The organism is Stenotrophomonas sp. VV52, assembly GCF_002893095.1.
GTDB classification, from domain to species: domain Bacteria; phylum Pseudomonadota; class Gammaproteobacteria; order Xanthomonadales; family Xanthomonadaceae; genus Stenotrophomonas; species Stenotrophomonas aracearum.
On the sequence record NZ_PKQQ01000012.1, the window covers coordinates 80,921 to 94,782 of the forward strand.

Sequence of the window (13,862 nt, forward strand, 5' to 3'; positions counted from 1 at the left end):
CGCCATGACTTCACGACTGAGCCTGGCCATGGCCGTGGCCGCTGCGGTGTTCGCACTGCCTTCGCAGGCCGCACAACCGTTGCAGACCGCACGCGCGACCGACGCGGTGGCGCCGACGGTGGAACGCGCGCCAATGCCCGACGCCATCATCGAGCGCGCCCCGGTGCAGTTCGCCTGGGCGCTGGACCCCAACCAGGCGCTGACCGCGCCGGCGCCGTTCACCGCATTGAGCCGCAGCTACTGGGACACCGTGGACGCCTCCAGCCTGCAGCGCGGCCTCGAGCTGCCGCTGACCGCACCGGATGCGGTGATCCAGGTCAGCCCGGTGCAGGGTGCGCGCCCGCTGGAAGTGGAACAGCTGCAGGTGCGCGACCCCAACGGTGCGCAGGCGCTGGACACGGTGGTCGACACCCAGCAGCTGCGTGCCGCTGGCATGGGCGTCAACGAGGGCAGCGCAATGGCCCGCACCGGCGCCAGCATCGCAGTGGGCAGCTACCGACTGCAGGCGCCGCAGGCACAGGGTCGCTATGTGGTGCAGGTGCTGGAACCCAACAGCCCGATCGCATTGCAGCTGCAGGCCGACCGTCAGCAGGTGCTGGCCGGAGGGCGCATCGCGCTCAGCGCCCGCCTCCAGAACGATGGCGGCAGCACCGCGTTGGCGGCAGGCCGCTCGGTGGCGCGGGTGCTGCCGGCGGCGGGCGAAGCCCTGCTGGTGGCGCCGGACGGTCGCAGCTGGCCGGTACCGCTGGTCGCCGGCAAGGACGGGCTGCGTGCGCAGGTGACGATTCCCGAGGACATCGGGCAGGCGCAGGGCCTGTGGGAACTGCAGGCCTTCGTGACCGCGCAGGGCGTGCAGCGTGACGCAAAGGTGGCGTTCGCGGTGGCCCGGCCGACCGCGCGCTTCAGTGGCCAGGCCGAGGTGGATGCGGCCCAGCGTCAGGTGCGGCTGCCGCTGCAGATCGGCGCGCCGGGTCGGTACGAGGCGCGCGGCACGCTGTACGCCACCGGGCCGGGGGGCGTGCTGCGGCCGGTGGCGCAGGCGCACAGTGCGGCGTGGTTCGAGAGCGTCGGAGGCGGTGAGCTGGTACTGGCCTTCGACAGCGTGGCCTTGCCCAGCGGCTATGCCGCGCCGTTCGAGCTGCGCGACCTGCAGCTGCAGGACCAGGGCCGGATGGCGCCGATCGAGAGCCGGGCGGTGGCGGTCAGGTTCTGATGGATTTCCGGGGAGCCACGCAGGGCGTGGCTCTACCGGTAAAAGGGCTCTACCCCGCGAACGCGGTCAACCGCCCGTCGTGCTCCACCACCTGGATCGGCCCGCCAAACACTTCAGACAAGGGACCGTCGCGCAGCAGCTCCCCGCGCGTTCCATCGGCCGCAATCCGCCCACCGCGCAGCAGCACCACGCGTTCGATTTCCGGAATCACTTCTTCGATGTGATGGGTCACCAGCACCAGGGTGATGCCCTGCGCGGCCAGCGTGCGCATGGTGGCGATCAGGTGCTGGCGGGCCACCAGGTCCAGCCCGGTGGAGGGCTCGTCCAGCAGCAGCGCCTGCGGGCGGTTGACCAGCGCCCGCGCGATCAGCACGCGGCGGGTCTCCCCGGCCGAAAGCTCGGCGTAGCCCCGCTGCAGCAGCGGCAGTGCGCCGGTCAGGGCCAGGGTTTCACGCACCCGGGCGCGCATGTCGTCGGTGACCTCGCGGAACGCCGGCACCACGAAGCTGGCGAAGAAGCCCGACAGCACCGCTTCCTCCACGGTCAGCCCGGGCATGTCCGACAGGTTGCTGCTCAGGTCGCCGGTGACGATGCCCAGCTGCGAGCGCAGCCGGTCCACCTGCCAGCGGTTCTGGCCCAGCACCCGCACCGCCACGGTGCCGTCGGCATGCGCCAGCGGATACAGCTCGCGGGTGATGAGCTTGATGAAAGAGGACTTGCCGCAGCCATTGGGCCCCAGCAGCGCGGTGTGCTGGCCCTGCGCGATGCGCAGGCTGAGGTCGTGCAGCACCCGGACCTGGCCGCGGATGACGCAGGCCCGGTCGAGTTCGATCAGGGGAGCGGCGGCCAACGCGGCCGACGGAGGGGTAGCAACGGTCATGAATGCGGGGGCAATGCTCACGAAGGGGGAAAACAACTGAATGACTACGCAAAAATGGCACCAGACGGATGAAGTTTGCAACGTCTGGCCCCATCATGGCGGGAACTGCCCTGTTTCCCTGCTGGCCGATCCGGCCCGGAGTCCTGCGATGCCCGACGTCCTCCTCAACTTCCTGACCGGCGGCGTCGTCGGCCTCGGCTGGTGGGGCATGGGGCTGGTGCTGCTGGTGTTCACCCAGCTCACCATCTTCGCCGTGACCCTGTACCTGCACCGCAGCCAGGCGCATCGCGGCGTGGACTTCCACCCGGCCATCGCGCACTTCTTCCGCTTCTGGACCTGGCTCACCACCTCCATGATCACCAAGGAGTGGGTGGCCATCCACCGCAAGCACCACGCCAAGGTGGAAACCGAGGAAGACCCGCACAGCCCGGTCACCAAGGGCATCGGCACGGTGTTCTGGCGCGGCGTGGAGCTGTACCGCGAAGCGCGCGGCATGCGCGCGGACATCGAGCAGTACGGCCGCGGCGCACCGGAAGACTGGATCGAGCGCCACCTGTATACCCCGCACGCCAACCTGGGCCCGGTCGCGCTGTTCGCGGTGAACCTGGTGCTGTTCGGCCTGCCCGGCATCGCGCTGTGGGCGATCCAGATGGCGTGGATCCCGTTCTGGGCGGCCGGCGTGGTCAACGGCCTGGGCCACTGGTGGGGCTACCGCAACTTCGAGTCGGCCGACACCTCCACCAACCTCACCCCGTGGGCGTTCTGGATCGGTGGCGAAGAACTGCACAACAACCACCATGCCTTCCCCAGCTCGGCGCGCTTCTCGATGCGCCGCTGGGAGTTCGACATCGGCTGGGCTGCCATCCGTGGCCTGCAGGCCCTGCGCCTGGCCAAGGTGCTGCGCGTTGCGCCGAGCATGGACGTGCGCCCGAACATCGCCGTGCCCGATGCCGAAACCCTGAAGGCGCTGCTCTCGCACCGCTTCCAGGCGATGACCGACTACCAGCGCAATGTGTTCGTACCGGCCCTGCGCGAAGAAGCGGCCATGGCCGGTGCCAAGCTGCGCCAGCTGCTGCCGCGTCGCATGCGCCGTGGCCTGGTCAACGACGGCCGCTGGCTCAAGCCGGACTGCCGCGCCGAACTGAGCAGCTGGGTCGAACAGCGCCCGCGCATCCGCGTGCTGGTCGAACACCGCGCCCGCCTCTCGGCCCTGCTCGAAGCCCGTGGCAACGACGCCGCCGAACGGCTCAAGCTGCTGCAGGCCTGGTGCCACGAGGCCGAAGCCAGCGGCATCGCCGCGCTGCAGAACTACGCGGCGCGCCTGAAGGGCTATGCGTTGACGGCGCACTGAGTGGTGCGCCGCTTTTCCTGTGCAACGCTGCTGGTGCTTGCCGCCGCCGCGCAGGCCCAGGTCACCGACACCGGCACCTACCTGCAGCGCATGGACGCTGACGGCGACGGCAAGGTGAGCGTGGAGGAGTACGTGCAGTGGATGCTGTACGCCTTCGACCGCATGGACCGCAACGGCGACGGCGTGCTCAGCGCCGACGAGCTGCCCGGTGGCAAGGGCAGGCCGATTACCCGCGAGCAGCAGCGCCAGACCATCGTCGAACGCTTCCACAAGCAGGACGCCAACGGCGACGGGTTCCTGAGCGCGAAGGAACTCTCCGCGCCGCCGCGTTGAACATAGGACCCCCGTTGTAATGCCCGAACTTCCCGAAGTAGAAACCACCCGCCGTGGCCTCGCGCCGCACCTGGAAGGCCGCCGCGTGCACGGGGTGATCCTGCGCCGGCCGGACCTGCGCTGGCCGATTCCCGATGAGATCGGCGCGCTGCTGCCCGGCCAGGCGATCAAAGGCGTGCGCCGGCGGGCCAAGTACCTGCTGCTGGACACCGCCATCGGCAGCGCGGTGCTGCACCTGGGAATGTCCGGCAGCCTGCGCGTACTACCGGGAGACACCCCGGTCCGCGCGCATGACCATGTCGACATCAGCCTGGACAACGGCCGCCTGCTGCGCTTCAACGACCCGCGCCGGTTCGGCAGCCTGCTGTGGCAGCCGGCCGGCGACACCCACCCGCTGCTGGCCGGGTTGGGCCCGGAGCCGCTGGACGACGCCTTCGACGGCGACTACCTGTTCCAGCGCAGCCGCGGCCGTAGCGCCTCGGTGAAGACCTTCCTGATGGACCAGGCGATCGTGGTCGGGGTCGGCAACATCTATGCGGCCGAAAGCCTGTTCATGGCCGGCATCAACCCGCTGCGCGAGGCCGGGAAGATCTCGCGTGAGCGCTACCAACGGCTGGCCACGGCGGTGAAGCAGATCCTGGGCCACGCCATCACCCGTGGCGGCACCACCCTGCGCGACTTCATCAATCCGGACGGCGCGCCCGGCTATTTCGAGCAGGAACTGCTGGTGTACGGGCGTGAAGGCGAACCCTGCCGACAATGCGGCCGGCCCCTGCGCCACGCCACCATCGGCCAGCGCGCCAGCGTCTGGTGTGGGTACTGCCAACGCTGAGGCGTAGCGCGCGCGGCACCAACGGGCGTTATAGTCGGGCAAACGTCACCGGCGGGGTGTGCGATGGACGATAGCCCGGATATCACCGTATGGCTCGATTCGGCCCGCGCGGGCGACCGCGCCTCGCTGGATCGGGTGCTGACCCTGCTGTACCAGGAACTGCACAGCATGGCCCGGCGCCAACTGGCGGGGCAGCAGGGGCGCACGCTGGATGCGACCTCGCTGGTACACGAGTCCTACCTGAAACTGCTCGGGGCACGCGGTGCGGCGCGCTTCGAGGACCGCGCGCATTTCTTCGCCTATGCGGCCTCGGCGATGCGCAGCGTGGTGGTGGATTACGCGCGCAACCGGCTGGCGCGCAAGCGCGGCGGCGACCTCAAGCGGGTGGCGGAAATTCCCGAGAACAGCAGCAGCGGCGTGCGCCTGGACGAAGACCTGCTGGCGCTGGACGTGGCGCTGGCGCGGCTGCAGGCGGTGGACAACCACCTGGCCAAGGTGGTGGAACTGCGCTACTTCGCCGGGCTGTCCGAACAGGAAATCGCGGACCTGTGCCAGCGCTCGGAGCGCAGCATCCGGCGCGACTGGCAGAAGGCACGGATGTTCCTGCTGGCCTCGGTCCGCGAGGACTGAGCACGGCGGCGGTCAGGGCCCCGCGCGGTGGCGCGGGCGGTTCGGCTCAGAGGTAACGCAGCGCCCGGGGAAGGGACCATGGACGCAGTGCGCTGGCGGCAGCTGTCTTCGCTGCTGGATCAGTTGCTGGAAATGCCCCACGACCAGCGCAGCGCGCGCCTGGCGCAGCTGCGTGCGGCCGACGCCACGCTGGCCGACGACCTGGAACGGCTGCTCGCGCATGAGCACGAAAGCCAGGACTTCATGGCCCAGCCGCTGTGGACGGCCGCGCCCGAAGAAAGCCGCGCCGGCACCCATGTCGGTCCGTACCAGCTGCTGCGCCAGCTCGGCGAAGGCGGCATGGGCGAGGTATGGCTGGCCGAACGCGCCGATGGGCTGTACCAGCGCCAGGTGGCGTTGAAGCTGCTGCGCAGCGGCTATGCCGACCCCGGGCTGCGCCAGCGCTTCAGCCGCGAACGCGAGATCCTGGCGCGCCTGCAGCACCCGCACCTGGCGCAGCTGCTGGACGCCGGGGTGGACCTGCAGGGCCAGCCGTATCTCGCGCTGGCCTACGTGGAAGGCGAGCCGATCACCGACTACTGCCAGCGCCTGCAGCTGCCGCTGGAACGTCGCCTGCAGTTGATGCTGCAGGTGTGCGCGGTGGTCAGCCATGCGCATGCCAACCTGATCGTGCATCGCGATCTCAAACCGTCCAACATCCTGGTCACCGCCGAGGGCGAAGTGAAGCTGCTGGACTTCGGCATCGCCAAGCTGCTGGCCGGCGACGAACTGCCTGCCAACGCCGCGCACCCGCCGACAGAAGCGCGCGCGTTCACCCTGCATTACGCCGCGCCCGAGCAGGTGCGCGGCGAGCCGGTGACCACGCTGACCGATGTGTACTCGCTGGGCGTGGTGCTGTTCGAGGTGATCACCGGCCGCAAGCCGTATCGGTTGCGCCGGCACAGCGATGCCGAGTGGGAACGTTCGATCCTGGAAGTGGATGCGCCGCGTGCCTCCAGCATGCTGCTGCGCGGCGACGGCAGCGAAGCCGGCATCACGCCGGCCACGCGGCGGCTGGCCCGGCGCCTGCGCGGCGACCTCGACACGGTGCTGCTCAAGGCGCTGCAGAAGGATCCCGCGCAACGCTATGCCTCGGTGGAGGCGTTGGCCCAGGACCTGCAGCGCTTCCTTGAAGGCCGCCCGATCCAGGCGCGCCCGCAGCGCTCGCTGTACCGCCTGCGCAAGTACCTGGGCCGGCATCGCTGGGGCGTGGCGTTGGCGCTGGTCGCGGTGCTGGCCCTGATCGCGCTGGCGGCACTGGCGCTGTGGCAGATGCAGCAGGCGCGGCGCGAGATCGCGCGCGCGCAGGCCATGCAGGACTTCACCATCGGCCTGTTCGACCGCGCTGCCAGCGTGCGCCACGGCAGTTTCGACGTGCGCCAGCTGCTGGCCACCGGGCAGCAGCGGGGCGAGGCCGAGCTGGCCGACCAGCCGCTGCCGCTGGCCGACCTGGAAGGGGTGATCGGGCGGCTGCGGATCGGCATGGGCGATTACGCGCTGGCGCTGGAAACCCTGGACCGCCAGCGCGCGCTGCTGGAGCGGGTCAAGGACGTGCCGCCGGGACTGCAGCTGGAAGCAGTGACCCAGCGCGGCCGCGCACTGCGCATGCTGGGTCGCTCGCGCGAGTGCGTGGCCCACCTGCTGCCGATGCAGACGCTGGCGGAAGAACAACGCCAGGCGTTGCCCTCGCTGGTGGCCGAGTTCCATGCACAGCTCGGCCGCTGCCAGCAGCTGCTGGGGTACCGCGACGAGGCGCGGGACGCCTTCCAGCTGGCGCTGACCCTGCGCCGCGACGGCATCCACGACGCCACCGGCACCGCCGAGAGCCTGGCCGACCTGGCCGCGCTCGACTACGACGACGGCAACGCCCCGGCCGCCCTGGCCGGCTATCGCCAGGCGCTGCAGCTGCTGCAGAACCGCAGTACCGATCGCCACCCGCAGCTGGTCACGCTGCGCCGCCACCTGGGCGAAACACTGGCCGCACAGGGCGACCTGGACGGGGCCGAACAGGCCCTGCGCACGGCCTGGGCCGACGCGGTGGCGTTGTACGGCGCCGACCACCCGGAAACGTTGAGCATCCGTCGCCTGCGCGCCACCCTGGCCCTGCAGCAGGGCGAGCTGGCCGAGGCCGGGCAGGACCTGCAGGACGTACACCGGCTGACCCGCAAGGCGCTGGGCGAACGACACCGCGACACCGGCCTGACCTGGCATGCGCTGGGCCGACTGGCGCTGGAGCGCGGCGACAGCACCGGTGCGGTGGACGCGTTCGCGCGGGCGGTGGCGATCTGGCGGCAACCGGACTGCATCGGACTGCTGCCGCAGGGCCTGTACGACTACGGCAGCGCGTTGGCCGAGACCGGCCGCTGGCAGGACGCGCTGGCCGCGCTGCACGAAGGCCGCCAGTGGCAGGCGGCGCAGCGCGGCGATGACGACCCGGACGTGCAGCGCGCCGACCGCCGGATGGCGGAGATCATCGGCGAACACGTCGACCCGTGGCAGGCGGGCGACCGCTTGGCGACGCTGATGCGCCAGTCCGCGCGGGGCGGACCGGACGCACGCCTTCAGCAGCAGGCGGTGCAGCTGGCCTGGGGCCGAAACCTGGTGCGCATGGACCAGCCGGTGGAGGCGCAGCGCGTGCTGCAGCCGCTGACCCTGGGCGAAGCGACCGACCCGCGCAGCCTGCAGCTGCGCTGGCTGGCCCGCGCAAGCCTGGCCCAGCTGGATTGCGTTCAGACGCCGGTGCGCGGGCGGCAGGCGCTGCTGCGGCTGCAGGGCGAGGTGCGCCAGCAGCGCCCGCAGGGCGGCTACGTGCCGCGTCAGATCGACCAGGTCCTGCAGGCCTGCCAGCCTGAACGGCAATCGCGCGCCACAGCGGCGAATTAACGCGGGCATGCCTATGATGGCCGGCCCTTTCCTGCCATCGCTGCCTGCATGCAACGACGCGACTTCATCCGCAACGCTTCCCTGGCCCTGGCGGCCATTGGTTTCCCCGCGCTGCCGGCCTGCGCCGCACAGGGCAGCCAGGTAGGGCTGCGCCGGCTCGGCGAGCCGCAGCCGTTCGACTTCGCCATCCTCAAGGGCCAGGCGCGCGCGCTGTCCGAGGCCGCCTACAAGACCCACCGGCGCACCCTGCCGGGGCCGCTGGAGGCGCTGGACTGGGACCAGTACCAGTCGATCCGCTACCGCCAGGACCACGCACTGTGGGCGGACCAGCCCGGGCGATTCCAGGCGAAGTTCTTCCACCTGGGCCTGTATTTCCATTCGCCGGTGCGCATGTTCGACGTGGTCGACGGCAAGGCGCAGGAACTGGCCTATGACCCGGCCGCGTTCGACTACGGCAGCAGCGGCCTGAAGAACGGCCACCTGCCGGCCGACCTGGGCTTTGCGGGGTTCCGCCTCAACACCCGCGAGGACACCGACCGCGACTTCGCCGCGTTCCTGGGCGCCAGCTACTTCCGCGCAGTGGGCAGGGAAGGCCAGTACGGCCAGTCGGCGCGCGGCTTGGCGATCGACACCGGCATGGACCGCCCGGAGGAATTCCCGGACTTCATCGCCTACTTCCTCGAGCAGCCGGCCAAGGACTCCAACACCCTGGTGGTGTACGCGCTGCTGGACTCGCCCAGCGTGGCCGGCGCGTATCGCTTCGCGATCACCAACGGCGACGTGCTGCTGATGGACGTGGACGTGGCGCTGTACCCGCGTAAGGCGATCGAGCGCCTGGGCATCGCGCCGTGCACCAGCATGTACCAGGTGGGCGAGAACGACCGCCGCATGGCCTGGGACTGGCGTCCGGAGATCCATGACACCGACGGCCTGTCGATGTGGACCGGCGCCGGCGAATGGATCTGGCGGCCGCTGTCCAACCCGCGCCAGCTGCGCTTCAACATGTTCGTGGACAACAACCCGCGCGGGTTCGGCCTGCTGCAGCGCGACCGCAACTTCGACCATTACCAGGACGACGGCGTGTTCTACGAGAAGCGCCCGTGCCTGTGGGTGGAGCCGAAGGGGCAGTGGGGCAAGGGCTCGGTGCAGCTGGTGGAGATTCCCACCGTGGACGAGACCTTCGACAACATCGTGGCGTTCTGGAACCCGGAAGCGAAGCCGCAGCCGGGCCAGGAAATGCTGATCGGCTACCGACTGTACTGGGGTGCCGAGCCGCCGGCACGCCCGCCGCTGGCCCAGGCCGTGGCCACCCGCACCGGCTTGGGCGGCGTGATCGGCAAGAAGCGCGAGCACTTCTCGTGGCGTTTCGCGGTCGATTTCCAGGGCGGGGAACTGGCGTCCCTGATCGACAAGGGCGAAGTCGAAGCGGTCGTCCAGACCAGCCGCGGCACGACCGAGATCGTCTCAGCCCGCCCGCTGCGGGAAATCAAAGGCTACCGTGCCATGTTCGACCTGGTGCCGCCCGATGAAAGCACCGACCAGATCGACATCCGCCTGTACCTCCGCAGCGATGGAAAAACGCTGACCGAAACCTGGCTGTACCAATACAACCCGCCGCCGGCCGGTGCGCCGGAACGCACGTTGTACTGATTACAACGGCAGTTGGGATTGGGCGGGTTCGATCCTGCTCTCGCCGCGCGTGATCTTCTTGAACTCAGCGCGGCTGACCGACACGTAGCGTTCGTTGCCGCCGATCTCCACCTGCGGGCCGTCCTGCACGGCGTGGCCGTGTTCGTCCACGCGCACGGTCATGGTGGCCTTCTTGCCGCTGTGGCAGATGGTCTTGATCTCCTGCATCTCGTCGGCCCAGGCCAGCAGGTACTGGCTGCCTTCGAACAGCTCGCCGCGGAAGTCGGTGCGCAACCCGTAGCAGAGCACCGGGATGCGCAGCTGGTCGACCACCTCGCTGAGCTGCCAGACCTGGCTGCGGCTCAGGAACTGCGCTTCGTCCACCAGCACGCACCCCAGCGGCCCGTGGGCCGCCAGGTCGTCGCGGATCAGCCGCTCCAGGTCGGTTTCGCGGTCGAAGGCCACGCCGTCGGCCTTCAGGCCGATCCGCGAGGCCACCACGCCGCGCCCGGCGCGGTCGTCCAGGCGCGGGGTCAGGATCGCCACGCGCATGCCGCGTTCGCGATAGTTGTGCGCCGACTGCAGCAGCGTGGTGGTCTTGCCGGCGTTCATCGCCGAATAGTAGAAATAGAGCTTGGCCATCGGACGATTTTATCTGCTCCGTGACCGGCGCAGGCGGATGGCCGCTCAGTCAGCTGGTCGGGCCACCCGGGTGGCCGGTCCGACATCGACCGTGCCCTTGACGTGCCCGATGCGTTTCAACTCGGCGGTCTTCCATTCCCAGTACTTCGTCGGTTCCCAGTATTCGGCCTGGTAGAACGCATCGGCATCCACCTTGCGGGCGCCGCGGGGGTCGCGGACCATCATTTCCATCCTGGCCACGCTGCCGGTACGGCTGCCGCTCACCCGCTTCAGCCCGGTGCGGAGCTCGCGTTCCAGGCGGGGCTTGGACGAAGGGTCCCCGTACTCGGCATAGACGGCCCCGCCTTCATTGACCGCCCGCGCACGGTCGGCCGCATCCAGTTCGGCCCAGTACCGTTCGCGCTGGTACAGCAGGTACGGCGTGCCGCGTTCGGCGGCGAGGTCCATCCAGATGTAGGCCATGGCACGGTCGGTCGGGCCTCCCTGGCCTTTCCACCACATCTCCGCCAAGGCTGCCTGCGACAGCTTGTCTGCATACCGGGCCGCAAGCTGGTAGTAGCTGCGGGCCTGTTCCATCCGTCCCTCGGCCTGGGCCCGGTGCCCCAACTGCCGGTAGCGCATGTCCGGGTGACTGACCAGGAAGGCGTCGCTGCTCAGTACTTCCCGGGCGCGCATGTCCGCCATCTGGGGCTGCGCAACTACGGGCGATACGGCCATTACCGCAACCACTGCCCACAGAAGATATTTCAGATGTCCGTTCACCTGCCACCTCCCTGCGTCGGTCAGAACCCCTTCAATACGCCCCGCAGGGCCCCGCGTCAATCCGGCCGGCCGGGCCGCCCGCCCGGTACAATGCGCCTCCCAGCGGAGAAGGCATGCACGGTCTCAATCCCCCCCAGCAAGCGGCAGTGATGCACTGCGAAGGTCCCCTGCTGGTGCTGGCCGGTGCCGGCAGCGGCAAGACGCGCGTGATCGTGGAAAAGATCGCGCAGCTCATCGGCAGCCGGCGTTACCCGGCCAAGCGCATCGCGGCGATCACCTTCACCAACAAGTCCGCCAAGGAAATGCGCGAGCGCGTGGCCAAGCGCCTGCGCGGCGACGATGCGGACGAGGTGACCATCTGCACCTTCCATGCGCTGGGGCTGAAGTTCCTGCAGATCGAACATGCGGCGGTCGGGCTCAAGCGCGGCTTTTCGATCTTCGACGCCGACGATTCCACCGCGCAGGTGAAAGACCTGATGTACGGCGCCAAGCCGGACGACATCGAGGACGTGAAGAACCTGATCTCGCGCGCGAAGAACGCCGGGCTCTCGCCCGAACAGGCGATGCAGGCCGCGCGCAGCAACCGCGAGAAGGAAGCGGCCAGCGTCTACGAGCGCTACCAGCTGCGCCTGACCGCGTTCAACGCAGTGGACTTCGACGACCTGATCCGGCTGCCGGTGCAGGTGCTGGAAGAGAACCCGGACATCGCACTGGCCTGGCGCGAGCGGATCGGCTACCTGCTGGTCGACGAATGCCAGGACACCAACGACGCGCAGTACCGGCTGCTCAGGCAGCTGGCCGGCAGCGCGGGCAACTTCACCTGCGTGGGCGACGACGACCAGTCAATCTACGCATGGCGCGGTGCCAACCCGGAAAACCTGCAGCAGATGGGGCGCGACTACCCCGCGCTGGAGATCATCAAGCTGGAGCAGAACTACCGCTGTTCCAACCGCGTGCTGCGCGCGGCCAATGCGCTGATCGCCAACAACCCGCACGAGCACCTGAAGAAGCTGTGGAGCGACCAGGCCGACGGCGAGCGCATCCGCGTGTGGGAATGTCGCAACAGCGAACACGAAGCTGAAAAAGTCGCCGCCGAGATCGCGTACATCGCACAGACGAAACAGGTCCCGTGGAGCGACTTCTGCATCCTGTTCCGCGGCAATTTCCAGTCACGTCCGCTGGAAAAGGCGCTGCAGCTGGTACGCGTGCCGTACCACATCACCGGTGGCACCGCGTTCCTGGAGCGGCAGGAAGTAAAGGACACGCTGTCGTGGCTGCGGCTGCTGGTCAACCCCGATGACGACACCGCGTTCATGCGCGCGGTGCAGTCGCCCAAGCGCGAAGTCGGCGCCGGCACCCTGGCCAAGCTTGCTGAGCTGGCGTCGGAGAAAGACCTGCCGATGGCGCATGCCGCCGAGGCGATCGGTGCGCTGGCGCAGCTGCCGCCGCGCGCGGCCAATGGCCTGAGCCGCTTCACCGACATCCTGCGCGACCTGCGCGCGGAAATGCCCAAGCTGAGCTCGGGCGACCTGGTGCGGCGGCTGGTCAAGGACTCCGGGCTGGTGTCCGAACTGCGCGGCGCGTGCAAGGAAGAGTCGGTGTACCAGCGGCGGCTGGCCAACCTGGAAGAGCTGGCGCAGTGGTTCGAAGGCGGCCCGCGTGGCGCCTCCACCGCCGACCTGGCCGCGCAGCTGGCGTTGCTGTCGCGCAACGACAAGGATGACGGCGGCAACCAGGTGCGCATGATGACCCTGCATGCGTCCAAGGGCCTGGAATTCCCGTATGTGTTCATCGTCGGCTGCGAAGACGGCGTGCTGCCGCACCAGGTGAGCCTGGATGAAGGCAACCTGCAGGAAGAGCGGCGGCTGCTGTACGTAGGCATTACCCGGGCCAAGGTGCAGTTGTGGATGAGTCACAGCAAGCTGACCCGCAAGTTTGGCGAGCACGTCCGGCTCAAGCCCAGCCGGTTCTTCGATGAGATTCCGGCCGAGGAAATGCAACGCGACGGTGCCGATCCCGTGGCCGATGCGGCGCGCAAGAAGGAGCGGGCGAGTGCGGGGTTGGCGGCGATCCAGGCGTTGTTTGATTGATCATCCCATTGGAACGGTAGCCCTATGTCCAACGTGATACAGACCGAACGCCTGCACCTGCGCCTGATGGATCCGGATCGGGACGCGGCCGACATGCTGGCCCTGCTCAACGAGCCGGGCTTCATCCGCAACATCGCCGACCGCAACGTGCGCACGCTGGCGCAGGCGCGCGACTACACCGCTGAGCGGGTGCTGGGCAGCTACACGCTCAACGGGTTCGGCATGTACGCGATCATCCGCCGCAGCGATGGCGCGTGGCTGGGCAATGCCGGGCTGGTGCGCCGTGCCGAGCTGCCTGGGCCGGATATCGGCTACGCGCTGCGCGCGGAGTACGAAGGGCAGGGCTACGCGCTTGAAGCGGCGCGCGGAGTACAGCATTACGCGCGCGATGTGCTGGGGTACCCGGAGCTGTACGGCATCGTGGCGCCGCACAACGAACGCTCGGCAGCGTTGCTGCGCAAGCTGGGGATGGAGGCGCGCGGTACGTTGCACTTACCGCCGCCGGTGGATGAGCAGGTATTGGTGTTTGCGACGCCGGGTGCGGCACCGCTCACGTAGAGCCGGGCTCTGCCCGGCTG

12 protein-coding genes are annotated in these 13,862 nt (G+C 69.2%); 9 read left to right on the forward strand and 3 right to left on the reverse strand.

Annotation, left to right across the window (positions count from 1 at the left end; all coding sequences use genetic code 11):
- The first annotated feature begins 4 nt into the window (after window positions 1-4).
- Window positions 5-1,213: a DUF4785 domain-containing protein gene (locus C2U58_RS17130; RefSeq protein ID WP_102946957.1), complete on the forward strand. Its 1,209-nt coding sequence runs from the start codon at window positions 5-7 to the stop codon at window positions 1,211-1,213.
- Between the two features lie 49 nt (window positions 1,214-1,262).
- Here the strand turns inward: C2U58_RS17130 and C2U58_RS17135 are convergent, their stop codons facing one another.
- On the reverse strand, window positions 1,263-2,093 hold the full coding sequence (locus C2U58_RS17135) for an ATP-binding cassette domain-containing protein (RefSeq protein WP_102946958.1): 831 nt from the start codon (window positions 2,091-2,093) through the stop codon (window positions 1,263-1,265).
- Between the two features lie 148 nt (window positions 2,094-2,241).
- On the opposite strand from C2U58_RS17135, the gene C2U58_RS17140 reads away from it, so the two are divergent.
- From C2U58_RS17140 to C2U58_RS17165, 6 genes are all read left to right on the forward strand, one after another.
- Window positions 2,242-3,444, forward strand: coding sequence for a fatty acid desaturase (locus tag C2U58_RS17140; RefSeq protein ID WP_102946959.1), 1,203 nt, complete (start codon window positions 2,242-2,244; stop codon window positions 3,442-3,444).
- A 3-nt stretch (window positions 3,445-3,447) separates the two neighbouring features.
- Window positions 3,448-3,777, forward strand: coding sequence for an EF-hand domain-containing protein (locus C2U58_RS17145; protein ID WP_102946987.1), 330 nt, complete (start codon window positions 3,448-3,450; stop codon window positions 3,775-3,777).
- A gap of 19 nt (window positions 3,778-3,796) precedes the next feature.
- On the forward strand, window positions 3,797-4,609 hold the full coding sequence (mutM, locus tag C2U58_RS17150; protein WP_102946960.1) for a bifunctional DNA-formamidopyrimidine glycosylase/DNA-(apurinic or apyrimidinic site) lyase: 813 nt from the start codon (window positions 3,797-3,799) through the stop codon (window positions 4,607-4,609).
- A gap of 63 nt (window positions 4,610-4,672) precedes the next feature.
- Window positions 4,673-5,239: an ECF-type sigma factor gene (locus tag C2U58_RS17155; RefSeq protein WP_070209124.1), complete on the forward strand. Its 567-nt coding sequence runs from the start codon at window positions 4,673-4,675 to the stop codon at window positions 5,237-5,239.
- A 78-nt stretch (window positions 5,240-5,317) separates the two neighbouring features.
- The gene (locus C2U58_RS17160) at window positions 5,318-8,161 is read left to right on the forward strand and encodes a serine/threonine-protein kinase (protein WP_102946961.1); all 2,844 of its coding nucleotides are present in this window, start codon (window positions 5,318-5,320) and stop codon (window positions 8,159-8,161) included.
- 48 nt (window positions 8,162-8,209) lie between these two features.
- Entirely contained in the window at window positions 8,210-9,811 is a 1,602-nt protein-coding gene (locus C2U58_RS17165) for a glucan biosynthesis protein D (RefSeq protein WP_102946962.1), read from the forward strand.
- On the opposite strand, the gene C2U58_RS17170 is transcribed toward C2U58_RS17165, so the two are convergent.
- Together C2U58_RS17170 and C2U58_RS17175 are read right to left on the reverse strand one after the other, a co-directional pair.
- On the reverse strand, window positions 9,812-10,432 hold the full coding sequence (locus C2U58_RS17170; protein ID WP_102946963.1) for a thymidine kinase: 621 nt from the start codon (window positions 10,430-10,432) through the stop codon (window positions 9,812-9,814). It abuts the gene before it with no gap.
- 45 nt (window positions 10,433-10,477) lie between these two features.
- A complete protein-coding gene (locus C2U58_RS17175; protein WP_253256777.1) occupies window positions 10,478-11,107 on the reverse strand; it encodes a hypothetical protein in 630 nt (209 codons plus the stop codon).
- Between the two features lie 200 nt (window positions 11,108-11,307).
- Between C2U58_RS17175 and C2U58_RS17180 the strand changes: the two genes are divergently transcribed.
- Both C2U58_RS17180 and C2U58_RS17185 read left to right on the forward strand, forming a co-directional pair.
- On the forward strand, window positions 11,308-13,284 hold the full coding sequence (locus tag C2U58_RS17180; protein ID WP_102946965.1) for a UvrD-helicase domain-containing protein: 1,977 nt from the start codon (window positions 11,308-11,310) through the stop codon (window positions 13,282-13,284).
- 24 nt (window positions 13,285-13,308) lie between these two features.
- Window positions 13,309-13,842 (forward strand): GNAT family N-acetyltransferase, encoded by a 534-nt coding sequence (locus C2U58_RS17185; RefSeq protein ID WP_102946966.1) that lies wholly within the window; start codon window positions 13,309-13,311, stop codon window positions 13,840-13,842.
- Window positions 13,843-13,862: the final 20 nt, after the last annotated feature.

Coding starts and splice junctions, on each gene's coding strand:
- C2U58_RS17130 (WP_102946957.1), top strand. CDS start 5: ATGACTTCACGACTGAGCCTGGCCATGGCCGTGGCCGCTGCGGTGTTC.
- C2U58_RS17135 (WP_102946958.1), bottom strand. CDS start 2,093: ATGACCGTTGCTACCCCTCCGTCGGCCGCGTTGGCCGCCGCTCCCCTG.
- C2U58_RS17140 (WP_102946959.1), top strand. CDS start 2,242: ATGCCCGACGTCCTCCTCAACTTCCTGACCGGCGGCGTCGTCGGCCTC.
- mutM (WP_102946960.1), top strand. CDS start 3,797: ATGCCCGAACTTCCCGAAGTAGAAACCACCCGCCGTGGCCTCGCGCCG.
- C2U58_RS17155 (WP_070209124.1), top strand. CDS start 4,673: ATGGACGATAGCCCGGATATCACCGTATGGCTCGATTCGGCCCGCGCG.
- C2U58_RS17160 (WP_102946961.1), top strand. CDS start 5,318: ATGGACGCAGTGCGCTGGCGGCAGCTGTCTTCGCTGCTGGATCAGTTG.
- C2U58_RS17165 (WP_102946962.1), top strand. CDS start 8,210: ATGCAACGACGCGACTTCATCCGCAACGCTTCCCTGGCCCTGGCGGCC.
- C2U58_RS17170 (WP_102946963.1), bottom strand. CDS start 10,432: ATGGCCAAGCTCTATTTCTACTATTCGGCGATGAACGCCGGCAAGACC.
- C2U58_RS17175 (WP_253256777.1), bottom strand. CDS start 11,107: ATGCGCGCCCGGGAAGTACTGAGCAGCGACGCCTTCCTGGTCAGTCAC.
- C2U58_RS17180 (WP_102946965.1), top strand. CDS start 11,308: ATGCACGGTCTCAATCCCCCCCAGCAAGCGGCAGTGATGCACTGCGAA.
- C2U58_RS17185 (WP_102946966.1), top strand. CDS start 13,309: ATGTCCAACGTGATACAGACCGAACGCCTGCACCTGCGCCTGATGGAT.